At 33.9% G+C, this 24471-nt stretch carries 30 protein-coding genes and 2 pseudogenes; 18 read left to right on the top strand and 14 right to left on the bottom strand.

The window, feature by feature from the left end:
- The first annotated feature begins 85 nt into the window (after nt 1-85).
- The 4 genes from ABH960_RS09320 (at nt 86) to ABH960_RS09305 (ending at nt 2175) form a co-directional block, all read left to right on the top strand.
- On the top strand, nt 86-922 hold the full coding sequence (locus tag ABH960_RS09320) for a TrmB family transcriptional regulator (RefSeq protein ID WP_078203044.1): 837 nt from the start codon (nt 86-88) through the stop codon (nt 920-922).
- On the top strand, nt 912-1640 hold the full coding sequence (locus ABH960_RS09315; RefSeq protein WP_404444640.1) for an AzlC family ABC transporter permease: 729 nt from the start codon (nt 912-914) through the stop codon (nt 1638-1640). Before ABH960_RS09320 ends, ABH960_RS09315 begins: the two co-directional genes overlap by 11 nt.
- On the top strand, nt 1631-1942 hold the full coding sequence (locus tag ABH960_RS09310) for an AzlD domain-containing protein (protein WP_002168712.1): 312 nt from the start codon (nt 1631-1633) through the stop codon (nt 1940-1942). The genes ABH960_RS09315 and ABH960_RS09310 overlap by 10 nt, the downstream gene beginning before the upstream one ends.
- 62 nt (nt 1943-2004) lie before the next feature.
- A complete protein-coding gene (locus tag ABH960_RS09305; RefSeq protein WP_002135439.1) occupies nt 2005-2175 on the top strand; it encodes a DUF3951 domain-containing protein in 171 nt (56 codons plus the stop codon).
- Between the two features lie 83 nt (nt 2176-2258).
- Here ABH960_RS09305 and ABH960_RS09300 read toward each other — a convergent pair whose 3' ends face one another.
- From ABH960_RS09300 to ABH960_RS09265, 8 genes and pseudogenes are all read right to left on the bottom strand, one after another.
- Nucleotides 2259-2846: a VanZ family protein gene (locus ABH960_RS09300; protein WP_340803319.1), complete on the bottom strand. Its 588-nt coding sequence runs from the start codon at nt 2844-2846 to the stop codon at nt 2259-2261.
- Nucleotides 2847-2920: 74 nt separating this feature from the next.
- Complete coding sequence (locus ABH960_RS09295) at nt 2921-3331, bottom strand: hypothetical protein (protein WP_002011979.1); 411 nt, start codon at nt 3329-3331, stop codon at nt 2921-2923.
- 468 nt (nt 3332-3799) lie between these two features.
- Nucleotides 3800-4160, bottom strand: a pseudogene (locus ABH960_RS09290) (hypothetical protein).
- A gap of 11 nt (nt 4161-4171) precedes the next feature.
- On the bottom strand, nt 4172-4765 hold the full coding sequence (locus ABH960_RS09285; protein WP_328068781.1) for a dienelactone hydrolase family protein: 594 nt from the start codon (nt 4763-4765) through the stop codon (nt 4172-4174).
- 2 nt (nt 4766-4767) lie between these two features.
- Nucleotides 4768-5103: an antibiotic biosynthesis monooxygenase family protein gene (locus tag ABH960_RS09280; RefSeq protein ID WP_404444635.1), complete on the bottom strand. Its 336-nt coding sequence runs from the start codon at nt 5101-5103 to the stop codon at nt 4768-4770.
- Between the two features lie 83 nt (nt 5104-5186).
- A pseudogene (locus ABH960_RS09275) lies at nt 5187-5456 on the bottom strand (PilZ domain-containing protein); the annotation flags it as partial.
- A 63-nt stretch (nt 5457-5519) separates the two neighbouring features.
- Complete coding sequence (locus ABH960_RS09270; protein WP_001025736.1) at nt 5520-5699, bottom strand: H-type small acid-soluble spore protein; 180 nt, start codon at nt 5697-5699, stop codon at nt 5520-5522.
- Between the two features lie 66 nt (nt 5700-5765).
- A complete protein-coding gene (locus ABH960_RS09265) occupies nt 5766-6980 on the bottom strand; it encodes a helix-turn-helix domain-containing protein (protein WP_002086431.1) in 1215 nt (404 codons plus the stop codon).
- A 117-nt stretch (nt 6981-7097) separates the two neighbouring features.
- Here ABH960_RS09265 and ABH960_RS09260 point away from each other — a divergent pair, with 117 nt between their 5' ends.
- Nucleotides 7098-8366: an MFS transporter gene (locus tag ABH960_RS09260; protein ID WP_404444630.1), complete on the top strand. Its 1269-nt coding sequence runs from the start codon at nt 7098-7100 to the stop codon at nt 8364-8366.
- A gap of 126 nt (nt 8367-8492) precedes the next feature.
- Entirely contained in the window at nt 8493-9017 is a 525-nt protein-coding gene (locus tag ABH960_RS09255; RefSeq protein ID WP_002086429.1) for an outer membrane protein assembly factor BamD, read from the top strand.
- Between the two features lie 40 nt (nt 9018-9057).
- On the opposite strand, the gene ABH960_RS09250 is transcribed toward ABH960_RS09255, so the two are convergent.
- On the bottom strand, nt 9058-9951 hold the full coding sequence (locus ABH960_RS09250; RefSeq protein ID WP_002126660.1) for a LysR family transcriptional regulator: 894 nt from the start codon (nt 9949-9951) through the stop codon (nt 9058-9060).
- Nucleotides 9952-10112: 161 nt separating this feature from the next.
- On the opposite strand from ABH960_RS09250, the gene ABH960_RS09245 reads away from it, so the two are divergent.
- Genes ABH960_RS09245 through ABH960_RS09225 form a run of 5 tightly spaced genes read left to right on the top strand, consistent with a single transcriptional unit; the run spans nt 10113 to nt 15904 of the window.
- A complete protein-coding gene (locus ABH960_RS09245; protein WP_215591104.1) occupies nt 10113-11105 on the top strand; it encodes an ABC transporter ATP-binding protein in 993 nt (330 codons plus the stop codon).
- On the top strand, nt 11083-12108 hold the full coding sequence (locus ABH960_RS09240) for an ABC transporter substrate-binding protein (protein ID WP_002086426.1): 1026 nt from the start codon (nt 11083-11085) through the stop codon (nt 12106-12108). Before ABH960_RS09245 ends, ABH960_RS09240 begins: the two co-directional genes overlap by 23 nt.
- 12 nt (nt 12109-12120) lie before the next feature.
- Nucleotides 12121-13791, top strand: a complete 1671-nt coding sequence (locus tag ABH960_RS09235) for an ABC transporter permease (protein ID WP_404444625.1) — start codon at nt 12121-12123, stop codon at nt 13789-13791.
- On the top strand, nt 13788-15050 hold the full coding sequence (locus ABH960_RS09230) for an MBL fold metallo-hydrolase (protein ID WP_404444622.1): 1263 nt from the start codon (nt 13788-13790) through the stop codon (nt 15048-15050). Before ABH960_RS09235 ends, ABH960_RS09230 begins: the two co-directional genes overlap by 4 nt.
- Nucleotides 15051-15070: 20 nt before the next feature.
- Nucleotides 15071-15904, top strand: coding sequence for a hypothetical protein (locus ABH960_RS09225; protein ID WP_404444619.1), 834 nt, complete (start codon nt 15071-15073; stop codon nt 15902-15904).
- A 53-nt stretch (nt 15905-15957) separates the two neighbouring features.
- On the opposite strand, the gene ABH960_RS09220 is transcribed toward ABH960_RS09225, so the two are convergent.
- Nucleotides 15958-16380 (bottom strand): YfmQ family protein, encoded by a 423-nt coding sequence (locus tag ABH960_RS09220; protein ID WP_404444616.1) that lies wholly within the window; start codon nt 16378-16380, stop codon nt 15958-15960.
- A 131-nt stretch (nt 16381-16511) separates the two neighbouring features.
- Here ABH960_RS09220 and ABH960_RS09215 point away from each other — a divergent pair, with 131 nt between their 5' ends.
- The 6 genes from ABH960_RS09215 (at nt 16512) to ABH960_RS09190 (ending at nt 20004) form a co-directional block, all read left to right on the top strand.
- Nucleotides 16512-16628, top strand: coding sequence for a hypothetical protein (locus ABH960_RS09215; protein WP_002031004.1), 117 nt, complete (start codon nt 16512-16514; stop codon nt 16626-16628).
- 65 nt (nt 16629-16693) lie between these two features.
- The gene (locus ABH960_RS09210; RefSeq protein WP_000109008.1) at nt 16694-16855 is read left to right on the top strand and encodes a hypothetical protein; all 162 of its coding nucleotides are present in this window, start codon (nt 16694-16696) and stop codon (nt 16853-16855) included.
- A gap of 161 nt (nt 16856-17016) precedes the next feature.
- Entirely contained in the window at nt 17017-17652 is a 636-nt protein-coding gene (locus ABH960_RS09205; protein WP_404444612.1) for a cupin domain-containing protein, read from the top strand.
- A 100-nt stretch (nt 17653-17752) separates the two neighbouring features.
- Nucleotides 17753-18844: a serine hydrolase gene (locus tag ABH960_RS09200; protein WP_087962754.1), complete on the top strand. Its 1092-nt coding sequence runs from the start codon at nt 17753-17755 to the stop codon at nt 18842-18844.
- A 123-nt stretch (nt 18845-18967) separates the two neighbouring features.
- Nucleotides 18968-19543: a histidine phosphatase family protein gene (locus ABH960_RS09195; RefSeq protein ID WP_002030998.1), complete on the top strand. Its 576-nt coding sequence runs from the start codon at nt 18968-18970 to the stop codon at nt 19541-19543.
- Between the two features lie 89 nt (nt 19544-19632).
- On the top strand, nt 19633-20004 hold the full coding sequence (locus tag ABH960_RS09190; protein ID WP_000461762.1) for a hypothetical protein: 372 nt from the start codon (nt 19633-19635) through the stop codon (nt 20002-20004).
- Between the two features lie 39 nt (nt 20005-20043).
- Here ABH960_RS09190 and ABH960_RS09185 read toward each other — a convergent pair whose 3' ends face one another.
- Genes ABH960_RS09185 through ABH960_RS09175 form a run of 3 tightly spaced genes read right to left on the bottom strand, consistent with a single transcriptional unit; the run spans nt 20044 to nt 21639 of the window.
- The gene (locus ABH960_RS09185) at nt 20044-20964 is read right to left on the bottom strand and encodes an alpha/beta fold hydrolase (protein WP_002186201.1); all 921 of its coding nucleotides are present in this window, start codon (nt 20962-20964) and stop codon (nt 20044-20046) included.
- A complete protein-coding gene (locus ABH960_RS09180; protein WP_002086410.1) occupies nt 20916-21245 on the bottom strand; it encodes a DUF3147 family protein in 330 nt (109 codons plus the stop codon). Before ABH960_RS09180 ends, ABH960_RS09185 begins: the two co-directional genes overlap by 49 nt.
- Nucleotides 21229-21639, bottom strand: a complete 411-nt coding sequence (locus tag ABH960_RS09175) for a MarR family winged helix-turn-helix transcriptional regulator (protein ID WP_002030991.1) — start codon at nt 21637-21639, stop codon at nt 21229-21231. Before ABH960_RS09175 ends, ABH960_RS09180 begins: the two co-directional genes overlap by 17 nt.
- 124 nt (nt 21640-21763) lie before the next feature.
- Between ABH960_RS09175 and ABH960_RS09170 the strand changes: the two genes are divergently transcribed.
- Nucleotides 21764-22591 (top strand): PP2C family serine/threonine-protein phosphatase, encoded by an 828-nt coding sequence (locus ABH960_RS09170; protein ID WP_002012083.1) that lies wholly within the window; start codon nt 21764-21766, stop codon nt 22589-22591.
- A gap of 46 nt (nt 22592-22637) precedes the next feature.
- On the opposite strand, the gene asnB is transcribed toward ABH960_RS09170, so the two are convergent.
- Complete coding sequence (asnB, locus tag ABH960_RS09165; protein ID WP_050000180.1) at nt 22638-24461, bottom strand: asparagine synthase (glutamine-hydrolyzing); 1824 nt, start codon at nt 24459-24461, stop codon at nt 22638-22640.
- Between the last annotated feature and the right edge of the window lie 10 nt (nt 24462-24471).

Genomic DNA, 24471 nt, shown 5'->3' with positions numbered 1-24471 from the left:
TTAGTAGGTATAGCAATAACTACTAATGGAAAGTGAAATCGTAGTTTTGAAATTAGAGCTATATAAATTGTGAGAGGGGTTACCGATGGATGAAATAATAAAGGAGTTACAAAAGTTAGGTTTTTCCCAGTATGAATGTAAAGCGTATATTGGTTTATTAAAACATTCCCCAGTAACAGGTTATGAAGTGAGTAAACAAACAGGCGTACCTCGTTCGATGATTTATGAAGTACTTGGCAAGTTGATGGATAAAGGAGCGGTGCATATCGTTCCTTCTGAACCAGTGAAATATGTACCAGTGCCAGCTACGGAATTAATGGATCGAATGCGAAAAGATTTTGAAAAGTCCTTTGAATTTTTAGACCGAAAATTAAATTGTTTAGAACAAGAGCGACAAATTGATGTAATTTCGCATATTCGCTCAAATGATCGTGTTTTGAAAGAAATATGCAATATAATTAATAGAGCAAAAGAAGAGTTATGGATTTCTGTATGGGAGGATCAAGTGCACGAGATTGAGCCATTCATTCATCAAAAGGAAGCGGAAGGCGTACATATTTTTTCAATTTTATTTGGTGCTCCAGAAACAAAAATAGGAGCGACATTTCACCATAATTATATGACACCTCACGTCGTTGAAAAGAGAATGGGTGGTCATTTAACTGTTATCGCGCGTGATGGGGAAGAAGTATTAATTGCTAACTTTTCAAATGATAGCACTTCATGGGCCGTTACAACGTATGATCCAGCTTTAGTTCTCGTCGCTACAGAATATGTTCGGCACGACATTATGGTGGAAGAGATTACGAAGGAGTTTGGAGCTGATAAATTAGATACATTATGGCGTGAAAACATAGATTTAGTTCATGTCGTAACAGGAAAACGTACTATAGAAGAAATGGAGGGAGATAATGGTGAATAAAGCTCAAGCACATATGACACTGCAGAGCGATGATTCATTTCAGCAAGGTGTAAAGGATTGTTTACCAACTGTATTTGGATATTTGAGCATCGGTATAGCGGCTGGTGTTATTGCGAAAACAGCAGGTTTCTCGATCATAGAAATTGCTTTTATGTCCACATTAATTTACGCAGGTTCTGCTCAGTTTATATTAGCGGGTATGTATGCAGCGGGTGCCCCAGCTTCGGCAATTATTTTTACTGTGTTCTTTGTTAATTTACGTCACTTATTAATGAGTGCTGCACTCGCACCTTACTTCACCAAGATACCTCTTTTTAAAAATTTAATAATTGGTTCGCAAATTACAGATGAAACTTTCGGCGTTGCAGTGCAACAAGCAGCACAAAAAGGCCATTTAGGCGAGAAATGGATGATGGGACTTAATGTAACAGCATATTTAAATTGGATTTTAGCTACAGTTCTCGGAGGGCTTTTTGGAGCGTGGATACCAGATCCTCATACGTACGGAATGGATTATGCGTTACCAGCGATGTTTATCGGATTATTTGTACTTCAGCTAATAAGTAGTAAACCGAAACTAGCCATTCATCTAAGTGTAGCAATTGTAGCAATTATTATCGCATACGTTTCACACTTATTTATGCCAGATAGTATAGCAGTTATTATCGCAACACTTTTAGCTGCGACAATCGGGGTGGTGATTGAAAAATGGAAGTAAGAGTGGACGTATTATTACTTTTACTAGCAGCCGGAGCTGTCACACTCGTACCACGTATTTTACCTCTTCTCGTATTTAGTAAACTACAAATTCCAGACTGGGGTTTAAAATGGTTAAATTACATACCAATTGCGATATTAGCAGCACTTTTAGCACAAGTATTATTTATGCATGAGACAGTGCAGTGGGATTATATCATTGCGGCAATTCCTACATTTTTCGTAGCGATATATACTCGTAGTTTATTAGGAACAGTATTAACAGGAGTCATTGTAATTATTTTGTTACGTTTATTTTTCTAAAAAGGATTCAGCTCATATAATAGCGAAAGGTGTAATAACATGAAATATATAGGGGTGGTGTTATGATACTTTTAACGATAGGCGCTATTTTATTAACGGTATTCATTTTCTTTATTATCGGTTTTATTACGTTTATGATGGTGGTTGATAAGGCGACACCTCAAATTTACTACACACCTTGTGAATCAGTAACAGTGAAATCTAAAGGTAAAAATAGAAGGAAGAAAAGTTGATGTTGGGCTTTTCTCTCTTCTATTTTTTTTTGCTTTATAATGTTCTATAAAACGTTATAGAACATGCTAATGTAAAAGGGAAGTCATGTTGAGGAATTGTTCGTTTCATAAATATATCTTAAAAAGGAATTCAATTTAATATCAAGTTTGTGTATAAATGTTCTATACACAAGGGTAAAGCCTTTTGATATACCATACCCTAAAATGACACCCATACAATTAAAAATTACATCGTTTATATCGACATATCGAAAAGTGAATCCGGCATAAAGTGCTGATAAAAGTTGTAGATTTTCTAACAAGAACCCTAAGACAATTCCTGATAAAACAACTTGTTTGAAATTCGTCTTTTTTATGTAAGGAAAACCAAAGCCAAAAGGAATTGTTAGTAGTATATTAAGTAACGATGTTGTTATAGCGAAATGCTCCGTGTTGAATGGTATAAAATTAGCATCTCTCCAAACATTTTGTCCAATTTCTTTTTTCATATTTTCATCTATAATAATTGGGAATTGGGTATAATTAAGTACTACACAAAGGTACAAATAAAATATTGAAAAAAATAGTAAGTACATGTTCCTCTTTTTTAGGTGTAACTTAAAAAAGAGGAGTGAAAATAACCATATAATAAATGCTCCAATAAGAATAAAACCATCAAAGTCAATTAGCATTTTTAAAATCCCTCATATTTTCATATTTAAACTATGATGTCTATTATTAGACATCATAGTTTAGTAGCAATATTTTAATTAGATATTTTTCCGTTCCCTTTTACATTCTGTCCATCGTCATTTGTTTTCCAAATAAATAAGTAGTATTCATTTGAATTTGTATCAACATTGTATGCACCAGAGAAAGATTTATTTATGCCGCCATTAACTGTTCCATAACTAGGGTCCGAACCCCATGCAGATCTGTACAGAGTATATTTTACATCGTAAGGTCCCATCGCTCCTCCATCAGTAGAATATACATATGCGCTCCCGTTGATATATACACTTCCTTTAGACAGTGTGTGGAACTGTTTGTTTTTACTGCCATCCACCACTCGATAGTCCATTTTAAAACTGTAACTACTAGATGCTGCTAATGTTGGTATAGCGAAACATGTCATTAAAGTTAAAGCTGTAATAATAGAAAAAATTTTTGTTTTCATGTTTTTCTCCCTGTTATTTTATTATTGAGAGGCCTTCTCAATAAAGAGAATAATCTATTTAAATGCACGTGTAAATAATAAGATATAAAGATTTATAATTTTTACAATGGTTTTACAATCATTAAGAAAATGCCATATAGTTTCAATTTGTTTAAGATAAGATAGTTCAATTGTTAAAAAGTGATTAATGAATTCATTAAAATTGGTATGATTATATGGGGATCATGAATATACGACTTCAAAAGTATATTGAGGAGAATGAAGCAGCTGAACAATTCCTTGATACTATGAATTTCTAAGTTTAAAAGACCGTGGAATGATTTCAAGAAGAGAGTGTTAAATAGATGAGATATAATAATTACATAAAAATTAAGGAGAAATTAAAAGGCCTGAACTTGGTACTATACCAAGTTCAGGTCAAAGCTGTTAATGAAATAAAGCGATTAGGTTTTTAATACCATTTCATAGTCACATTCTGGAAGTAACTAACAACAATAACCCAAATAGAAAACTAATAAAGGAAAGAAAACCGATAGATACGGAGAAAACACGATTGTTTTTCCATTCGCGTGAGAAAACGATAAAGCCTAAAACGCAAAGGAAAAACCAAATGGGCAGGAATATGAATTGACTCACTTTCTCAGGTAGTAATGAATAAAAATTTGTTAAATATAATATCCAATTAGCAAAAAAACAAAGTGCATACGATGAATGATTGTAAGTAGGGACGTTTTAATAATGTCCCTTTTTTAACGTTTATAAAAATGAGAGCTAATGCTGAAAGAAAGGGAATTATTATGAAAATGAGTAATAGTAATGTTAGTGACATATGAAGCTCCTTTATAAGATTGTCTTCATAAGAAACGAATCTATTATTTTGTATGCTTGCTTTGTAGATTCCTTGTTATATTTTTCAGTGTATGGATTTAAAAATCCATGTTCACCTTGTAGTTGTTTTATTTCTAATAAAGGATTATCTTGTTGCTGTAATGTTTTCATTAAGGAGCATACTGAAAAATTAGTTTCTTTTTCAGGGAAAATAAGTAATGTAGCACACGAAGGTTTCACGTGAACATAGTCGCGTATACGAGAACCGTAACAACCAATGATAAAATCTATTTTTGAATTGGTACTACAGAGCCAAGCGATTGTTGCCCCAACGCTAAAACCGAGAAGTCCTATATGTGTGTAACTATTGGAAAGGCTAGTAATGAGTTCTTCAATTTGCTCTTTTCCATCATCAAATCCAATGTGATTCATAAAATGATGATATGCTTTTTCTTCATCACTATAATGAAATGCTTGTTGTAATTGTAGAAGATTAGGACAGAATACATCTATATGAGATGTATTGAAGTGGTCAATAACATGATGCATATGATCGTTCACACCGTATATTTCATGAACAGAAACGAGAGCTAATTTTTTCTTCATAGTTACAATGTACCTCTATGAAACTTATATTCTTTCTCAACAAGGCAGATACGCAGGTGGAAGTTTTCATACCATTGCTCACGGCCTCTTTTTTTCGCTTCTTTATGTAAGGTGTTCCTTTTCCAATTTTCAATTGCTTCAAGTGACTCCCAATAAGAAATTGTAATTCCGAGTCCGGAATGATCACGTGCGCTTTCGACACCTAAAAATCCAGGTTGTTGTTTCGCAAGCTCCTCCATTTTTCCGGCAACGGTAATATAATCTGTTGTATCATTTGATAGGTTAGAAGTGAATATAACTGCATAATGAGGACTAGTTTTTTGTGGAGTATTCTCCATACATTTTCCCCCTTTAAAATCAGTTCATAGTTTGTATTTTAGCACGTAATAAAGAGAAAAGAAGCACGAGGCTTCTTTTCTTTTTAGGAGGTAAATTTAAATCCGGCATATATTTTACGACCTTTTTTTTGAATCCAGCGCACTTGCGCTTTCTTATTTTGAATATCACGTTCTTTAACTGTGATTTGTATCATTTGATCAAGTGTGAGTGGGGCGTTTGTTTGTACTTGGCACCTACCTGCACTATAATCGATAATTGTTTCTTCAATTGGTATTCCGTTCATATGCAATGTTCCCGGAGACATAAGGTGTTCACGTATGTGCTGTCTTCGAAATTGACGTATCTTTTTCTTGTGAGGGCTAATAAGTAATTCGAAATAAAAAAATGCCACTTTAGAAAATTGAAGTGGCATTGCTTATATTTCCTCTAAGCTATTAACTGGAACTGTTAATTCGCGTTTTGGATTTGTTACTTCATATATGCGGGCGGTTTCGTTGCTTTCATCGACGTGTTGAATCATAACAGGCATGCCTTGAAAACTGACATTGGCTTCTTCAGATGACTCGGAAAGCTCTTTTGCGCGTTGTATATTCATTTATATTCCTCCCATCATTATTATCTTTGCAAAAAAGGAGGAATAATATACCATTTCGAGACATTTTTAAAGTTTTTGTATTATTTGTAATGTTTCTTTAATAAAAGAAGAAAAGATGGAATCCGGGTAGGATTGTATCTTTTGAGCGGCTTCTGTAGCTTCCTCCAGAGCCCTTTTTTTATCGTTAAGTTTTACATAACAAAGGGCACGATATGCACCTGCTGTTGTAAGCCACGCTTGATCAAGTGGATGGTTCATATAATCCGGCATGATACCACGTTGCAATGCTTGTAAAGCTTCCTCGTAATGTTTCAATCCGTATAAAGCTTTTCCTTTTTCAAGATAATACAATCCGTCGTCTTGAAAAAGTGGCTCATCTTTTAGTTTCTCTCGAAATTGTTCTAGATGTTTTAATGCGATTGTATATTCATTAGTAATCGTGTTGTAGTAGTAAGCTTTTAAAATATCAATAATCGCAATGGATAGAGTATCTTCTGTAAAAATGGCAAATTGCTCAGATTTTTTTATGTAATATAAATATTGTTCTTTATCAGCTGTAATGACTTTTTGGTAAGATAAAATCCGATAAAATTCGTCTGTTTTAAAATATACTTGATGCTTTTTTGAAAACTCGAGTGCCTCTAATATTGTTTTTTCACATGTTTCATAATCGCCGCATGCTAGTAAAATGATGGCTTCATATAAACATAACTCGATATGTATAATGAGATCCATTTCTAAATGTTTCTCCTCATAATCATTTCTAATACTAGCTATAAGTTGTAAACATTCACCATATTTTTTACGTGTGAATATCGTAAAGGATAATTTTAATTTTGTTTCCGTACTGTCCCGGTATAACGTATATTTTTCAAAAATAGAAGTAGCCTTTTCAACGTAATATTCAATGTTGTAATCTTTCATAATCGCCGCAGCTGTTACAAATTGTTTATATAAACGAGCGGTATTTAAAGTAGAAGGTAGCTCTTTTTGAACGATAGGTAGTAAAGTCTCATATACTTCATCACATTTATTTGCCTTTATTAGTTGTTCCATTTGTTGAATGATTTCTACAATTTCTACATCATCTTCTTCTAGTAAAAAACTCGTTTCGCATCCAAGTTTTTCAGCGATGTATTGTAATGTTTTCATGGAAGGTGTAGCTTTTCCATTTTCAATTTGACTTAACATACTTTTTGTCAGTTCTGAACCTGCTAATTCAGTTTGAGTAAGCTTTTTTTCTTTTCGTAACGTTTTAATTTTCTCGCCGAGAGTAGCCATCATATGCTCCTTTATAATCAAAAAGTTAAATGTAATTAAACTTTTCGTTGTAAAAATTGGAAAGTTGTATATATAATAAGTTTAGCACAATTTAACTTTTAAAGGGAGAGTGTCATAATGGGGGATGTAAGTATAGGTCAAAATGATTGGGAAATGAAGATTGCAACGAGAAATATTATTTTAATGATGATTGGAAAAATGACGTCCTTGTTAGGGGCGGGTATTTATACGTTTGCAATGGGATTATACGTATTAAAGACAACTGGTTCAGGAATGGGGTTTGCAACTACTCTTATTTGCGGATCAATACCAAGAATGATCTGTGGCCCAATTGCAGGTGCTGTAGCTGACCGTGTGAACCGAAGATGGCTTGTAATTGGCACTGATTTATTAAGTAGCTTAACAATGCTTATCATGTTTAGTCTTGCTACTATATTTGGACCATCACTTCTGTTTATTTATGTATCAGCGGCATTATTATCAATTTGTGCAAGTTTTTATTCTGTTTCATTAACTTCGTCTATTCCTAATTTAGTAGATGAGGAGCGTATTCAAAAAGCGAGTGCTTTAAATCAGACGGCATCATCTTTATCGAATATTTTAGCGCCGATTATTGGAGGAGTTGTATTTGGTTTCTTTTCAATCAAAACATTTTTCCTGTTAAATAGTATTACATTCTTTTTAGCAGTTATTGTACAATTATTCATCGTATTTGATTTATATAAAAAAGAATTGGCCGAAAGTAAAGAGCATTTCTTGACGAGTATAAAAGAAGGTTTTTCATATGTGAAACGACAGCATGAAATATATGGTTTAATGAAAATTGCAGTAGGGGTAAACTTTTTTGCGAGTGCACTTTTCGTTTCGCTTCCATATATTATTATTAAAAATTTGCATTTATCCTCGAAGCAACTCGGTGTTGTAGAGGGAATGTTAGCAGTCGGGATGCTAATTGGTGCAATTGTTTTATCAGTACGTAAAGAAGTGAATAATCCGTTTCGCTCTGTTTATATTGGACTGTTTTTATTTGCGGGCTTGAGTTTATGCACAGTCTTTCCGTTGTTAGTTATCATTCCGAAAGTAGCAAGTTTTATTTACTATATCACTTTTATGATTTTAACTGGTATATCAATGATGGTTGTAAATATCCCGATGCAAGTACATATGCAAAAGACGACAGATCCAAACTATTTAGGACGTGTATTCGGTCTACTTGAAACAATTTCTACTGCAATCGCACCGCTTGGAATGATTGTATATGGATTATTATTAGATATGTTACCGACTAGCATTGTTATGATGACATTAGGTGGAGGGTTATTATTAGTTGTATTAGTTGGAGTAAGAAAGCAAGTGGCGAAAAAGCAAGTGGATGTGTCGGCCTAAAAATAAGAAAGTAATAAAAAATTGACTGGAAATAATAAAAATGACCAAATTAGTATTTTAGTTTTTGAAACTCCTTTTCATGTATGTTACAGTAAAGTGAGCAGGCAAAGAAAAGGAGAAAACATCATGAGAAAATTAAGTTTTGTAATGCTTTTTCTGTTAGTCGTAATGACTGGATGTAGTAATTATGACACGTATATTGAAACAGGTATGCAATCATTGAAAAATGAAAAATATAGTGATGCGATTATGTGGTTTGAAAAAGCGGAAAAAGAGAAATCAGGAAATGAAGCGAAGGCATATAAAGAAGTCGCTCAGTTACTAGATCGCGGTGCGACAGCATTAAAAGACGGTAAGTATTTAGAAACGAAAGATATTGCAAATGAAGTGTTACAAAAGAAAAAAGATGATGCACTTGAAAAAGCTGTGACATCAAATGCAGAGAATATGCTTCAAAAAGCAAAAGATGTGGAAGAGAAAGTAAATGAAAGAGTAGCGAAACGAAAAAAGGTAAATGAAGAAGGAATCGATAAATTAATTAAAGCTGTTGATAGTATAGATGATGTAAAAGAAAAAGAGAAAAAAGTTTCAGAAGCATTAGATAAGGCTGAAGAGGCACAAGCAAAAATTGAGGATAAGAAAAACAAATAGAGTTATAGTTTAAAAGGCTGTCGTGTATAACGACAGCCTTTTAATTTTTTTCTGCAAAAGAAGTAATGCTATGTAGTAAAAAAGAAATTATTTTAGAATTCCATCTGTCCTCATGATGAATGGTATAAATATTACGCTGAAATTCAAAATCAGGGATCGGTATATAGCATAGCTCATTTCGTTGTACTTCTTGCTCAATAGCAAGTTTTGAAATAAAGGCAACCCCATTACCATATTTTAAAATTTGTTTCATCGTTTCTAATGAATCTAGTTCAATTTCTGATTGGAATGTAATGTTATGTGCTAACGTCCATTGTGTAAGTAAATCTCTCGTTGTAGATGGGTTACGATGCAATAATATACGTTCTTTTTCGATATCTTGTAATGATACATTTGTTCTTTTAGAAAGATGATGTTCTTTGGAAAAGGCAAGAACAAGTGTATCAGGCATTACATTCATTTGTTTTAGAAGTGGTTCGTCAAACGGTGCCGCAGAAATTACCCCGAGATCAATTTCATGATTTTGTAGCATCGTTCGAATTTCAGGAGCTGTTTTTACTATGAGTGTTATTTTTATATTTGGAAATTCGCATTGGAATTGGTGAACAACTTCTGGTAAAAGATAAGTCGCGGGTACATAACTAGCACCAATTGTTATAGCACCTTTATTAAAATCTTTAAACTCTTGTGTGACCCGCCTAGCTTCTTTCATAAGTGCATCTATTTTACAAGCATAATGATGCAACGCTTCACCAGCTTCTGTTAAGAAATACCTTCCGGAACGTAATTCAAATAAAGGCACACCAAGTTCCTCTTCTAAGCTTTTTATATGAAACGTAATAGTAGGTTGTTTAACGCCAAGTTTTTCTGCAACAATAGTAAGCTTTTTGTATTTCTTAATAAGCACTACAATTTCTAATTTTAAGAGATTCATTATAAGTTGGCCCCTTTTTCTTCTAACTATAGAAAAAATCTATAGAAATAAATAGTTTATTAGAGATTTTTTAATTTAATCTTTACAGTACATTAACATTCAGTATAAAACTTCCAGATAGAATGAAAGCAGGTTAAGAATGAGGGGAGAGAGGTGAAACGATGGATATTAAAATTTATGGATTAGAAAAGGCATTTGGGAAAACACAGGCGTTAAAGCCGTTACAGATTGTAATGAAAAAAGGGGAATTCACCACACTTTTAGGACCTTCAGGATGCGGGAAAACGACTTTACTTAGAATGATTGCAGGGCTTGAGGAACCGGATAAAGGTGAAATATATTTTGGAGATAAGTGCATGTATTCTTCTGCTAAAAAGATAAAAACATCTCCTCATGAGCGGAATATCGGCATGGTATTTCAAGATTTTGCTTTATGGCCGCATATGACTGTATTTGAAAATGTTGCATTTGGTTTAAGGGCTACAAAGCAAACGAATCACTTAAGAGAAAAGGTAGAAGATGCGATAAAGCGAGTTCGTTTGCAAGGTATGGAGAAAAGATATCCGCATGAACTCTCAGGTGGACAGCAGCAACGTGTCGCATTTGCTAGAGCAATTGTAACGAAACCTCATTTTATTTTGTTCGATGAACCGTTAAGTGCACTCGATGCAATTTTGCGAGAAGAAATGCGATTAGAACTTATGGACATCGTTCATTCAATTGGTTTAACGGCATTGTATGTAACACATGATCAAACAGAAGCTATGTCAATGTCAGACCAAATTATTGTCATGAAGCAGGGTGAAGTATTACAAAAAGGAACACCAGAAGACATTTATGTGAAACCGTCTCATGAATTTGTTGCAAAATTTGTTGGTAAGGCAAATTGGCTTGTAGAGGGGAAAAAAATGATTCGTCCAGAGCATGTGAGCTGGACAAAAAATGACTTGTGCGAAATGTATACAGGTGAAGTTCAGCACGTTACATATGTAGGAGAACGTTATGAAGTAAAAGTAAATATGGGGACACTCGGTGTATGGACAGCTTATCACAATAGTAAGCTAAGCGTTGGTAAACCGGTATCGTTATATGTACCAAAAAAATGTATTCATCATATAGGGGGAGAATCGTATGAAGAAATTCAGTTCGCTTAAGTCTTTATTTGTATGTACTTTACTATTTTCTGCTGTAGTAACAGGTTGTAGCTCAAAGACAGGCAGTGTAGATGCAAAAAATAAAAACGCTAATGAAAAGAAAATCGTTGTATATAGTGCAGGACCAAAAGGATTAGCAGAAAAAATTCAAAAGGACTTTGAAAAGAAAACAGGGATAAAAGTAGAAATGTTTCAAGGAACAACAGGTAAGATTTTAGCGAGAATGGAGGCTGAAAAGAAAAATCCAGTCGTTGACGTTGTCGTACTTGCTTCTTTACCAGCGATGGAAGGATTAAAAAAAGATGGGCAAACGTTAGCTTATAAAGAAGCAAAACAAGCTGATAAGCTTCGTTCTGAATGGTCGGATGATAAAGGACATTATTTTGGATATAGTGCTTCAGCATTAGGAATTGTGTATAACACAAAAAATGTGAAGACAGCACCTGAAGATTGGAGCGATATAACGAAAGGGGAATGGAAAGGGAAAGTGAATCTTCCAGATCCAGCACTTTCAGGTTCAGCTTTAGACTTTGTAACAGGATATGTGAAAAAGAATGGACAAGATGGATGGAATTTATTTGAACAGCTTAAGAAAAATGAAGTTACAGTAGCTGGGGCAAACCAAGAAGCGTTAGACCCAGTTGTAACAGGTGCGAAAGATATGGTAATCGCAGGTGTTGACTATATGACGTACAGTGCAAAAGCAAAGGGTGAACCGGTCGATATCGTATATCCAAAAAGCGGAACAGTCATTAGTCCACGTGCAGCAGGCATTATGAAGGATAGTAAAAATGTAGAAGGTGCAAAAGAGTTTATTGATTATTTATTATCAGATGATGTGCAAAAACAAGTTTCTAAAGCGTATTTGTTGCCAGGTAGAAAAGATATAAAAGCTGAAAATAGACCGAATGTAGAAGAGATTCCAGTATTAAATATTGATTGGAAAACAGTTGAGAAAGAACAAGATGAAATAGCAAAACAATTTAAGAAAGTATTTCAATAAGATGGTGATTACATGGTAAATCGATTCGTATCAGTAAGACAAGTTGGAATGACAGTAGCGTTGTTACTTGTGGCGATGTTAATCGTCATTCCGCTTTTTCTCATTTTATTTTCTAGTGTATATGAAAATAGCAGTTGGAATTTTTTAAAGCCTTTTGAAGTCATGCAGAGTGGTGGATTAGCTGGGATTTTTCTAAATTCGATGCTTCTAGGTGTACTCGTTGTAATAGGCGCTACAATATTTGCGTTTCCATTGGCGTTCATTATGAGCAAAACAGATGTAGGAAAGTATAGTAAGTTAGATATTGTTTTTATGATCCCATTTATGACCCCGCCCTATATCGGATCGATGGGCTGGATTTTGTTCATGCAACCTAACGGTTATTTTGAACAATTTTTTCCGGCTTTAAAGCCGATTTCATCATCGTTTTTTAGTTTAGGCGGTATGGTTTTAATTATGAGTCTGCATTTATTCCCATTCCTTTACTTCATGTTGAAAAACACGTTACTTCAGATTGGGAGTAGTAAAGAAGAAGCTGCAGCAGTTCATGGTGGAAGTTTTTTCTATCGTTTAAGAAAAATAATACTACCGTTATTGTTATCAAGTTATGTAATGGGTGCTTTACTCATTTTCGTAAAGACGATTGCTGAATTTGGAACACCAGCTACATTCGGACGTAGAATAGGATTCCATGTGTTAACATCTGAGATTCATAAATTTATCTCTAGTTGGCCGATTGATTTTGGCAGTGCCACAGCATTATCTTCTTTATTACTTAGTGCGTGTATGCTCATTTGGTATATGCAAAATGTATTGAATCGAAAGTATACATATGCAATGGTTAGTGGAAAAGGTGTGAAATCTAAAAGGTATACTTTGTCTATATTTGCGCGCGTTATAGCATGGGTTTATGTAATTGGTTTACTAATAGTAGCAATTGGAATCCCATACTTTTCTATACTTATTGCTTCTTTGTCGAAGTTAAGAGGCGGTGGCTTACATTTTAATAACTTTACAACAAGCCATTATGAAGCATTATTTACAATTGGTTCTCCGGGATTAGAAGCTTTATGGAACAGTTTTCTTTTTTCACTCGTAACGGCGATTGTTGCTGTAATTATTGGCGTATTTTTGGCGCTTATGATTCGAAAGGGGAAAAAGTCCTCTGAAAAATGGCTTGATATGTGCGGCATGTTACCGAATATGTTACCAGGAATAGTGATGGTTGTAGGGCTTATTTTATTTTGGAATTCACCCTATATGCCTATGTCAATTTACAATACACCAGTCATGGTTATCGTAACGTATGTTGTTCTCTTTTTACCTTATACGGTGCAGTATGTAAAAGCATCGCTCGGACAAATTGATGATTCTCTTGTACAGGCAGGAAGTATTTTTTCCGGGAATTACATTTATATTTTTAGAAAAATAATATTGCCGCTTATTATTCCAGGAATTCTTGCTGGATGGGCGATGACATTTACGATTTCGATACGAGAGTTAGTAGCATCGCTTCTCGTACTACCTCCATCAGTAGAAACGTCAGCAACGTTTATTTTTGCTCAATTTGAACAAGGAGAAGTATCTATAGGAATGGCAATGGCTGTTGTTTCTGTTGGGCTTACAACAATGTGCTTATTACTTCTGCAACATATGGAGCAAAAACGAAAAGGGGTAGCATGATGAGGATGGAAGTATGGGGAGGAGCGGGAGAATACGGTCGTTCCTGCTATTTTGTAAAAAATAAAGAGACAAAAATAGTATTTGATTGTGGTATTAATCGATCATATGAGGATAGTTATCCCAAAATAGAAAGAGAAGTTGTTCCATTTTTGGATGCAGTATTTTTATCACATATTCATGAAGATCATACGATGGGTTTACCTTTATTGACGAAGTATGGATATAAGAAAAAAATTTGGACAACTCGTTATACGAAGGAGCAACTTCCAGCTTATTTTGAAAAATGGGGAAACTACAATCTTTCAAAAGGGTGGAATTTACCTTATAACGATCAAAATATTAAAGATTTAAATTATGTATGTATTGATGAGATTAGTAATCCAAATGAATGGATACAGATTACACCAACGTTGAGGTTTCAATGGGGGTATAGTGGGCATGTATTAGGAGCTGTTTGGTTTTTAGTGGATATGTGTAATACATACGTATTTTATTCTGGTGATTATTCAGCAGAATCTAATATACTACGAGCTAATTTACCTGAAAATTTGCGAAGCGATATAAAAATTGCAATTGTAGATGCCGCTTATCACACTGATGATGTTTCGCAAAATGAACGAGTGGACGAATTATGTGCAGAAATTGAACGAGTTGCGCACAATAAAGGAATAGCATTACTACCACTGCCTCCACTTGGTAGGGCGCAAGATATAGTATTGTATTTATATGAACGATATAAAGAGTTTCCGCTTATAGTAGATAAAGAAATTTTGGTTGGTTTTGAAGAAATGTTCATATATAAAGATTGGCTAAAAAATAATGAAAAACTTGAACGGGTTGTGGAGAGTTTAAAAAGAAACATAATAGTTATGGATAATGACATTTGTATGCAAAATAGTTACGGAATAGTTGTAATGAGTGATGCGAATATGCAAACGAAACGAGCACAGTTATATTATGAACAGCTTCGGCATGAAGAACGAAATTCCATTATCTTTACTGGACATATTGCTAAAGGGAGTTTTGCAGAAAAGGTGATGAAAGAATGTGTAAGTAGAGAATGTAGGGTAGAGCGAGTTCCATATAAGGTTCATCAAAGTATAAGTGACGTTAAGGCGATGTTAAATACATTATTACCAGAACATACGGTGTTAGTACACGCACTGAAAGAGGATACGGATCGATTACAGCAAAAGCTTAGTACAGCAGGATATGAAAATATATATTCACTTGCAATGGAACGTATAGAAGTAATTTAAAATGTAAAGGAGATCGGTATATGAAAAAAGTATTTGTATTCGTAAGTATTTTCTTTTGTAGTTTCCTTTATAACGTTAAGGAAGGTTTTGCTGCTAGTCCAATGAAACCTAGCTTTGAAGTGAAGTTATTATTAAAGCCAGAACAAGTATTAGGTTATAACAAAGAGGTGAATCAAGAGGTACTAGAACATTTTCAGGCTGGTACAAATTATGAAAGAATACAGGTGCAATTTTTAGATACGGCAAATAAAAATTTAAGTAATGAAGGTTGGTTTGCGAGAATTCGAAAGAAAGAATTTAGTAAAGATTTTGAGCTAACATATAAAAAAAGATATCCTATTCAAAATGGTGTAATTCAAGAAGCACTAGAAGTGGCTAAAAAAGATGGATTTGATAGTAAAACTGATAATTATGAGGCGGAAATAGATTGGGGATTTGAGAAGAAAACGTTAAGTATTTCAAATAAGAAAAGTTACAGTGCTAAAGGATATGGAGTACTTGATTTACCAAACGAACGAGTTGCTCAAAACATGTTAATAGAAAAGTTGCCAGGGAAAATGAACAAATGGTTGTATACGAATTGGGGAGAAGAAATGCTCAAGAATTCTCGTATTTATGGTCCTGTATTAATGAAAAGGTATACAGGTGAATTTGAAAATATTAAAACGAATATTGAAGTTTGGCCACTAAGTAATACCGGGAAGATAGAAGATGACTTCGTAATAGAAGTGTCGTTTAAAACAAATGAGGAAAGTATCGCGACAAAACAAAGAGAATTATTAATGGCGAGTATAGAGAAAAAAGGATGGTTGTTACCGAAAGATAGTTTGAAGACAGAGCTTATTTTTCAGTAAATAGGAAAGAAGGAATCCATGGCACATGGATTCCTTCTTCTAATATATGAGTATTAAGCTAAATCAGCTGACACGAACATATCATTATTTTGAAGGTTTTTAGAGCGTAAACTATAAGCAACTACCTTCTTTTTATGTTGTTTTACTACATCAACATGCTCTTCATGACTATAAATATAAAATGTAAAATCTTTTTTGCCACGTTTTGCATTGATAATTAAAGGAGTGCCTTCATTGTGTGGTGGTGCATAATAGCGATTTAAAAATAATCCTTCGTTAAAATCATGAATAATTTTGGATTTCTTTTCGCCTTCTAAGTTATTTCCATTGATTGTAACAGTCACATTCTCTTCTTCAAGTTGTGGATGTGTTTCGTACTTGCTAATAATGGATTCAATAGCAGAGTTAGGAAGGCTAGAAACAATAATTTTAAATGCTCCAAATACAACTAACATTACAATAAACCAAGTCGTCATAGTATTTCATCCCCTTTATCCCACAGTAACGGTCCGTAAAATCCTGGTTGGTGCGGGCTAATAATCAGTGTGGGATAGATACCCCGTACTGACTAAAATTTCACTTTATCCTATTTAACAATATAACTCATGTGGCAATAGTACATATGGTGAAGTTTTGTATAATTTGTGAAAAATATTCCATTTTTATGAACGAAATATTAGAAAAATCAATTTTGTTACAAAAAGTTGAAATCGAAGTATTTTAAAAGAAAAAGGTTTATAATAAAAATATAACTAATAACAACATTACTAATTATAAGGAAGTGTAACTATGAGTACTGTAACAATCGTATATGGTATTATTCTTTCTACAATTATTGTTTTATTTATTGTCGGGGTATCGCGTTATATTCATAAGTGGAAAGAAGGAGTTGCGAAATTAAATCACATTGAAGAAGAACTTAGTGATTTAATGTTACATCATGGTAAGTAAAAAGTTTATTTTTTAACTAAATAATGTGAAAAAAATCACAAAACATGCTCTCATCATGAAGGCATGTTTTTTTGTTATGTTGTTAATAGGCACATTTATAAAATTTCCCCATACGATACAGTGTAAAATCAGAAATGTTCGGAGCGGGAAAGAGGAATTGAATGAGTAATTCAGGTTATGTTACAGATAATAAAAATTTAAAGAAAAGCTCAGGAACGCCAAATCTTTTCTTTAATTCGAGAAAAAATGTCTTTTTTAAAAGAGATGAGAAAAACGTTGCATATGAAGTTACCTCAACGCAGTTACCTGCGATGATAGGAGGGGCGTTTGTTGATTTATTTATGACGAAAGGGCATATGCGGGAACCACATTGGCATCCGAATGCGTGGGAATTAGATGTTGTTGTATCAGGAGAAGCAGTTACATCCATTTTAAATCCCGAAACGAATCAATTGCAAAATTATCATGTGAAAGCGGGGCAAACTGTCTTTATTCCAATGGGATGGTGGCATTGGATTACAGCGGTAACAGAAGAAGTACAATTACATTTGTTCTTTAATAACGATCAGTTTGAAACAGCAGAGGGATCAGACATACTTAGATTAACACCGCCAGAAGTATTTCAAGCTGCATACGGTGTAAGTGCAGAAAAATTAGGAAAGGACCTTTCGCCAATTAAGGAGTCAGTTGTAATTGGTCCTCCTAACTTAAATCGACTAAATAGAGTTAAAGAAAGTGACGACTCAAATATAGTTGTTACGTTAAATGGACAAATAACATCATGTGAAATAGAGTAACTCTTTCTTTTTTTAGGAAGAGTTACTCTGTTTTGTATAATTTTGTATTTTTATTCGTTATAATTATTATATAGAAGGGAATTTATAGAGGGGGCATATTGTGAACATATTAAAGATTATAGGAATTGTTGCAGGAGTCATTATAGTAGCCGTTATAGCTTTCTTTTTTATTATGAAGTACTATTTGTCAAAAGAAGATCCTGATTACGTATTAAAGTACATAAAAGAACATAAAGATGATGAAACGTGTTCATTACTAATTAGAAAAAATGGGGAAGTATTAACATCTATAAATGAAAATGTAAAATTGCCATTAGCGAGTACGGCAAAAATCGTCATAGCAGTTGAATTTGCTAAGCAAGTGTCAGAAGGAAAAATAAGTCGAGATGAACAAATTTCATTGCAGGATTTAGAAAAATATTATGTTAAAAACACTGATGGTGGAGCGCATCCTGACTGGTTAGAAGATTCAAAAGTGAGAGAGTTAGTGCAAAATGGACAGATTGCTTTAGAAGAAGTGGCTAAAGGGATGATTCATTATAGTTCTAATGCGAATACAACATATTTGTTAGATAAGCTTGGAATAGAAAGAGTAAATGATAGTTTAAAAGAGTTAGAACTTACTAGTCATGACAAGTTCTCTTCGTATACTGCTTCATTATATATGAGAGGGTATGTAGAAAAAGAGCTTAATGAGCCAGAAAATCAATCGTTAGAAATGATACGTAACATGTCTAATGATGAATATAATAAACACGTGTTACAAATACATGAATGGATGAAAGATGAAAGTGAATGGAAGAAACGTGATATACCATTAAAAATAGATATGGAATTCCAGCGTATTTGGTCAGATCGATTAGTGAGTGCAAATGCTAAAGATTATTTGAGTTTAATGGAAAAGATAAATAGTAGAAATTATTTTCCAAAATCAATGCAAGATGAAATTGATAATGTTTTTAAAGGAACAGTTGAAAATAGTAAGTTGGAATATGCTGGTCAAAAAGGTGGTTCTACCGCATTCGTATTGACAAAAAGTTTGTATACTACAGATAAGAAAGGGAATAAGGTAGAAGTTGTAATTATGTTTAACGATATAGAAGATCAAGTTGCATATCAAAAGCTGAGAAATAATATAGATTATTTTATTCAAGATGCTATAACAGATGAAGAATTCAGAAGAAAGTTATAATGGAATAATTTTATTATGTAAACAAAAGAGCGCTTTTTAAAAGGCGCTCTTTTCTATTCATGATACAGGATTTCCTATTTACTGCATGGAATATAGATTGAAACTAAGAAAGGAAGTTGAATAATGACTACAGTATATTTCGTTCGCCACGCTCACTCTACATATACAAAGGAAGAAAGGGAACGTCCCTTATCTGAAGAAGGAGAGATTGATGCAGGTAATGTAACAAGTTTGTTAAAGGATAAAAACATTGATGTTGTTATTTCTAGCCCGTATAAAAGGGCGATTCAAACCGTGCAAGGAATTGCGAATACATATAATTTATCAATACAACTGGAAGAAGATTTACGGGAAAGGTTATTAAGTAAAGAGCCAGTAACAGATTTTAATGATGCTATTCAGAAGGTATGGGAAGACTGGACTTTTGCATACGAAGGCGGAGAATCAAATGATGTAGCGCAAAGACGCGCTGTAATATGCATGCAAAGTATATTAAAAAAATATAAAGGTAAGAATATTGTAATAGGTACTCATGGGAATATTATGGTATTACTAATGAATTATTTTGATTCGAAATATGGTTTTCAGTTTTGGAAAACCCTTCATATGCCAGATGTGTATAAATTAACTTTTGATAATAATTGTTTCAGTTCTGCTGAAAGAATACAGTCTACAGATTATCAGATAAATAATTTGTAAAAGTTTATCAAAAAAAGAGGAAAGGGAGAAGGTATTGTAGAAGTATGACTTTGTAACATAAAAAATATTGGTTAAAGGAGGCTGTTTACATGTTTGAGAAAGAGAAAGAAGGGCTTATTGAAGTTCACAACGTATATGAAATCGCACCAGCAGATGGAGCAATTATAGGTATGGCAACGGAAGAAGAAATGGAGATTGCTGCTGAACTAGAGTTACAGTACTATGCCCATTCTCGTTTATTAGAAGCAAATATTCAGTTAGACGGTTCCTCCTATAAAGAGTTACTTCAGGAGTTCCAGGAGTACGAAAGAAAATCAATGAACTTTTGGAGAGCAATACATAAACGTTTAGCTGTGCCATGGGCATGGGTACTACGTATTGATGTTGCGAACGGTCCTATATATGTAAGCAATGGGAGTTCGTATTATGAAGAAGTCGATGATGAAGAAGACTATGAATAGATAAGTAAGGAAGCAGCTTTAGTTGCTTCCTTTTTTTATTTACAATAAGTGAATGGCTTCAATGATAGCATCTGGACGATCGTTTTCTATCCCGTGACTAGCATGTTCAGCCAAAATGTATTGGCTGTTTATTGAGAGATTTAATTGTTCACGAATAAGTTCTTGCCACATATCTTCAAGTTGTGTAGCTTCTTCTTTTGGCATACCGCCCTCAATTAATTGAGCAATAGAATATTGAGGATCTCTACCGATAACAATTAATGGTATTTCTAATGTTTTATGTTGTTTTTTTATTGAGCGAGCACAATTTTTCCACTCGGACAGTTCAGAAGCTGTCGCTTTATATAATGAAGGAGAGGTAGAAAATTTGATATGCTGTTTTGTTGTATTGACGAGCATAGATTTTAGTTCATTATAAAGTGCGTCTGCATCCATGTTGGAGTAAGTATAATATTTTTGTAGCCACATATCATCAGAATCAGTTTGATCAGAAACTGGTAAATGAAGCTCATCTAATCGGTGTAAGTTCATGGAAGTAGAATCAACTAAAAGAAGTGCCTGCAGCCTATCTTCATGTAACATTGCAAAATGTTGTGCACATAACCCTCCATAGGAATGGCCGATTAGAATGATTGGCTTGTGAATATGGAGTTTGTTTAGTAACATATGTAGTTCCTTTGTAACTTGCCTTGCTGTACGTGGAGTATTTCCTAGCTCACTTTTTCCGTAACCTGGGCGATGGTATGAAACAACTGTAAAGTGTTGTGAAAGCTCTTCTATAATAGGGAGCCAATCATAAAATGAGCAAGTCATTCCTGTTTGAATGACTACAGTTTGTTTACTGTTACCTCTTATATATACTTCTACAGTTTGTCCAAATATCTCTATTGATCTATTAATAGTAATTCCCCCTAAGCTTGAAATACTTTTTGGCAAGTAAAGACGATACACCAGGCACATATGCCGAAGAGTATAGATGTACTAAGTGAAAAGGAGTTCTTTAAACCGATATAAACAATAAATAATAGTAGTGCGGATGCAGGAAATCCATATAATACGCCTAAAGCGAATTGACTTAATTCTTGTTTACTCCCACCTTCGAAAGAAATCCAAAATAGGCTTAGTAAACTAACGAGTGGAAGGGCAGCGATAAAGCCGCCTATCGTACTATAATGTTTAGCGACTTCAGTAATAACGCCGATAATAAGTGCCGAAACGATTACTTTAACGAGGAAATGCATATTTTGCCTCCTTCGCTAATAACGAAAAGGCTTTTTCAATTAATTGTTGTTCTTCTTTTGATAACTGTGATTCTAATATTTTTATCTTTTCTTTATCTAGTAAAGTATGCTTTTCTAATACTTCAATGCCTTCTTTCGTTAAAGTAAGGTTTACAACCCTTTCATCGTGTTTGTTTCTTTCTTTTATAATAAATCCTTTTTGAATAAGGCGCTTTACGTGTTCAGATGCTGTGTTATGAGAGAGACTAAGCTCAGTAGCAACTTTTCCAATTGTTATATCTTTCTCACGAGAAACGATTTGTAAAATACGAATAGCTTGGTGAGAAAGGTTGTCTTCATATTCATATCGTAAGTGATAATAAATACTTTCCCAATGTTGATTAATGTCTTTCATAATGATAAATCCTCCTATTTTTATATCGTATAGTAAGATATATTCGTTGATTAAGAAGTAAAATCCTTTTATTTTCATTAAAAATGTTGAAAAAGTTTATTTTTATTGAAATATAAGGTAATCTATGTGTAAAGGTATACATTTAGCAAGAGAGAGGATGATAGCTGTGAATACATTTAAATGGATTAGTCATGAAAAGATGTATGTAGATCAAATACATGTTGAAAAATGTGGTCCTCTTTCAGTCGGCGTATATGGAGGAAATCAAGAGAGTGATGCATATGAAAGAGGAGATGCAGTGCTAGCTTGGTGGGATCCGAAATTAGAATTTGAATTTGTTATGATTTTTGATACACATCATAAAACGAAAAATATACATTATATAATAGAAGCGATTTCAGAAAGAGAAGAAAAACTAAAAGAGTTATTTTCATACCCAATCCATTTAGCATTTCATCATACACATATGTATTTATTAGCGTTATTTACAGATGAGCTCTTTATCGAGAAATGTGACCAAGATGATGAGGAACTTGCATGTTTAATTTGTTTACGAAAAGGTGAGTTCTTATATTGGCTATCAGTTGGTGATTGCTTCGCGTATTTATTCCATTCAGAGCAAACGAAAAATGGAAAAGGTAGGCTAAATAAGCGTAAGAACTATGAGTATATAGGAAGAAAAAATGTTTTTGCAGCGAATACACCTTGTTTTACATCAGGGGTAAGGGGATTAGAAAAAGGTCAGAATCACATTGTAATGGCAACGGATGGTATTTTAGAGTGTGATAAACTAAAGTTTGATGATGATCAATCTTTAGTAGAAATATTACACGACGGATCTTGTTTACAGATTGAGCCTGTATTAACAAATGTACTTCAGTGGAAAGGTAGAGATTGTGCCACTATTATTGGATGGTCCATCGATACTGAAAATAGACAATGTGCCAATTAATAAATGAAAGAGAGTTCAAGGGTTTTTGTCCTTGAACTCTTTTTTGTTAAGCAATATGAATATGATACGTTTTTAACCATTCATTTACTTGTAGCATATACTCCATAGCACTTCTTGCTTCAAAATTGGTAATCTCTTTGTTACTTTGATCAGCAATTGCAAGTAATATGGAATGGTTAATGAGTGAGAAAACAGGATTGTTTTTATTACTGCACATATCAAGCGTTAAATTGCGGATTGTTTGTAAATAGTGTGGATCCTGTGAAGTAGGGTAAGCGCTTTTTCTTCTATTTCGCACATCATCAGGTAAAGCTGGTTTCAGCGCTCTACGTAAAATTCCCTTTTCGATATTATCAATACTTTTAATATTGAAAGGAACGTTCCATAAATATTCAACTAATCTATAATCGCAAAACGGTACACGAACTTCAAATCCTACAGCCATACTCATACGGTCTTTACGGTCGAGTAAGAACGGAAGGAATCGTGTTAAAAATAAATAAAACATTTGACGTTGTTTCGCGGATTTTTTACTTTCACCTTCAAGAGTAGGTACTTCAAGAGCAGCCTCATGGAATCGTTTATTAATGTACTGCTCAGGATTACATTGAGTTGTTACGTCGTTTAATAATAGAGAAGATGTGTTTTTCCAGTTTGTTAACCACGGAAACTTATCTACATATAATAGTTCTTCTTGATGAAACCAAGGATATCCCCCGAATACTTCATCAGCAGATTCTCCAGATAAAGCTACGGTTGCATCTTTTTTCATTTCGCAAAATAGTAAATAAAGTGAAGTTTCCATTTCGCCAGCACTTGGTAAATCTTTTGCATGGAGGGGAACGAATAAGTGATTTGCTAATTCTTCAGCATTCACAATAATATCATGATGCGATGTCCCTACATGTTCAGAAACACGTTTTACCCAAGGAGCGTCTAAACCAGTGCGAGCAAATGTCAGTTCGAAATCTTTCGCGCTATTTAAAAAGTCGATTGAATATGTGTGAAGTGTTTTGTGTTCCTCTCTAAATTCTTTACCTGCCAGTGCAGTAATACCACTAGAATCTAATCCGCCTGATAACATACAAACGAGGGGAACATCAGCAATTAATTGTCTTTTTACTGTATCTTGTAAAATAGATAAAATATGAGAAGATGTGTCTTGGGTAGAGTCTGTATGGATCTTACTTTCTAAATTCCAATACTTCTTAACTACTTTTTTATCACGTGTGAATGTTATAGAATGTCCAGCACGAACTTCTTGAATATGTTTAAAGACGCCACATCCTGGAGTTCGAAATAAGCCTAATCCAAATATTTCATTTATTCCATCCGCATCAATTTCAGCAGGAACAGATGGATGAGCTAATAACGCTTTTATTTCAGATCCGAAAATAATACTGTCATTTCTTTCTGTATAAAAGAGTGGCTTTACGCCTAAATGATCACGTGCTAAAAACAGTTGTTGCTTCTGATCATCCCATAAGGCGAAAGCGAAAATTCCGTTTAAATGTTGTACGCAGTCTTCTTTCCATTCTAAATAAGCATGTAGTAACACTTCTGTATCTGAATGAGTTTCAAATGCATGACCACATTTTTGAAGCTGCTCTCTCAGCTCACGAAAATTATAAATTTCTCCATTATAAGTAAGAGCATACGTATAATCACCGGCACGGAATGTTTTTGGCTGCGTCCCACCTTCTGGGTCAATAACAATTAAACGTCGGTGTGCAAAGGCCGCACGAGGAGAAAACCAAAATCCTTCAGCATCAGGACCGCGATGCTGAATACTATTCGCCATCTTTTCTAAAATAACATGTTCATTTGAAAGATCTTTCTTCCAATCTACCCAACCTGTAATTCCACACATACAAATTTCA

It is taken from the genome of Bacillus sp. RC252 (assembly GCF_044909215.1).
Lineage (GTDB): Bacteria > Bacillota > Bacilli > Bacillales > Bacillaceae_G > Bacillus_A > Bacillus_A mycoides.
This window is presented reverse-complemented; position numbering and strand designations above follow the sequence as displayed.

Excerpts from the sequence above, each read along its gene's own strand:
- ABH960_RS09320 (WP_078203044.1), top strand. The coding sequence starts at position 86 with ATGGATGAAATAATAAAGGAGTTACAAAAGTTAGGTTTTTCCCAGTAT.
- ABH960_RS09315 (WP_404444640.1), top strand. The coding sequence starts at position 912 with ATGGTGAATAAAGCTCAAGCACATATGACACTGCAGAGCGATGATTCA.
- ABH960_RS09310 (WP_002168712.1), top strand. The coding sequence starts at position 1,631 with ATGGAAGTAAGAGTGGACGTATTATTACTTTTACTAGCAGCCGGAGCT.
- ABH960_RS09305 (WP_002135439.1), top strand. The coding sequence starts at position 2,005 with ATGATACTTTTAACGATAGGCGCTATTTTATTAACGGTATTCATTTTC.
- ABH960_RS09300 (WP_340803319.1), bottom strand. The coding sequence starts at position 2,846 with ATGCTAATTGACTTTGATGGTTTTATTCTTATTGGAGCATTTATTATA.
- ABH960_RS09295 (WP_002011979.1), bottom strand. The coding sequence starts at position 3,331 with ATGAAAACAAAAATTTTTTCTATTATTACAGCTTTAACTTTAATGACA.
- ABH960_RS09285 (WP_328068781.1), bottom strand. The coding sequence starts at position 4,765 with ATGAAGAAAAAATTAGCTCTCGTTTCTGTTCATGAAATATACGGTGTG.
- ABH960_RS09280 (WP_404444635.1), bottom strand. The coding sequence starts at position 5,103 with ATGGAGAATACTCCACAAAAAACTAGTCCTCATTATGCAGTTATATTC.
- ABH960_RS09270 (WP_001025736.1), bottom strand. The coding sequence starts at position 5,699 with ATGAATATACAACGCGCAAAAGAGCTTTCCGAGTCATCTGAAGAAGCC.
- ABH960_RS09265 (WP_002086431.1), bottom strand. The coding sequence starts at position 6,980 with ATGGCTACTCTCGGCGAGAAAATTAAAACGTTACGAAAAGAAAAAAAG.
- ABH960_RS09260 (WP_404444630.1), top strand. The coding sequence starts at position 7,098 with ATGGGGGATGTAAGTATAGGTCAAAATGATTGGGAAATGAAGATTGCA.
- ABH960_RS09255 (WP_002086429.1), top strand. The coding sequence starts at position 8,493 with ATGAGAAAATTAAGTTTTGTAATGCTTTTTCTGTTAGTCGTAATGACT.
- ABH960_RS09250 (WP_002126660.1), bottom strand. The coding sequence starts at position 9,951 with ATGAATCTCTTAAAATTAGAAATTGTAGTGCTTATTAAGAAATACAAA.
- ABH960_RS09245 (WP_215591104.1), top strand. The coding sequence starts at position 10,113 with ATGGATATTAAAATTTATGGATTAGAAAAGGCATTTGGGAAAACACAG.
- ABH960_RS09240 (WP_002086426.1), top strand. The coding sequence starts at position 11,083 with ATGAAGAAATTCAGTTCGCTTAAGTCTTTATTTGTATGTACTTTACTA.
- ABH960_RS09235 (WP_404444625.1), top strand. The coding sequence starts at position 12,121 with ATGGTAAATCGATTCGTATCAGTAAGACAAGTTGGAATGACAGTAGCG.
- ABH960_RS09230 (WP_404444622.1), top strand. The coding sequence starts at position 13,788 with ATGATGAGGATGGAAGTATGGGGAGGAGCGGGAGAATACGGTCGTTCC.
- ABH960_RS09225 (WP_404444619.1), top strand. The coding sequence starts at position 15,071 with ATGAAAAAAGTATTTGTATTCGTAAGTATTTTCTTTTGTAGTTTCCTT.
- ABH960_RS09220 (WP_404444616.1), bottom strand. The coding sequence starts at position 16,380 with ATGACGACTTGGTTTATTGTAATGTTAGTTGTATTTGGAGCATTTAAA.
- ABH960_RS09210 (WP_000109008.1), top strand. The coding sequence starts at position 16,694 with ATGAGTACTGTAACAATCGTATATGGTATTATTCTTTCTACAATTATT.
- ABH960_RS09205 (WP_404444612.1), top strand. The coding sequence starts at position 17,017 with ATGAGTAATTCAGGTTATGTTACAGATAATAAAAATTTAAAGAAAAGC.
- ABH960_RS09195 (WP_002030998.1), top strand. The coding sequence starts at position 18,968 with ATGACTACAGTATATTTCGTTCGCCACGCTCACTCTACATATACAAAG.
- ABH960_RS09190 (WP_000461762.1), top strand. The coding sequence starts at position 19,633 with ATGTTTGAGAAAGAGAAAGAAGGGCTTATTGAAGTTCACAACGTATAT.
- ABH960_RS09185 (WP_002186201.1), bottom strand. The coding sequence starts at position 20,964 with ATGTGCCTGGTGTATCGTCTTTACTTGCCAAAAAGTATTTCAAGCTTA.
- ABH960_RS09180 (WP_002086410.1), bottom strand. The coding sequence starts at position 21,245 with ATGCATTTCCTCGTTAAAGTAATCGTTTCGGCACTTATTATCGGCGTT.
- ABH960_RS09175 (WP_002030991.1), bottom strand. The coding sequence starts at position 21,639 with ATGAAAGACATTAATCAACATTGGGAAAGTATTTATTATCACTTACGA.
- ABH960_RS09170 (WP_002012083.1), top strand. The coding sequence starts at position 21,764 with ATGTGTAAAGGTATACATTTAGCAAGAGAGAGGATGATAGCTGTGAAT.
- asnB (WP_050000180.1), bottom strand. The coding sequence starts at position 24,461 with ATGTGTGGAATTACAGGTTGGGTAGATTGGAAGAAAGATCTTTCAAAT.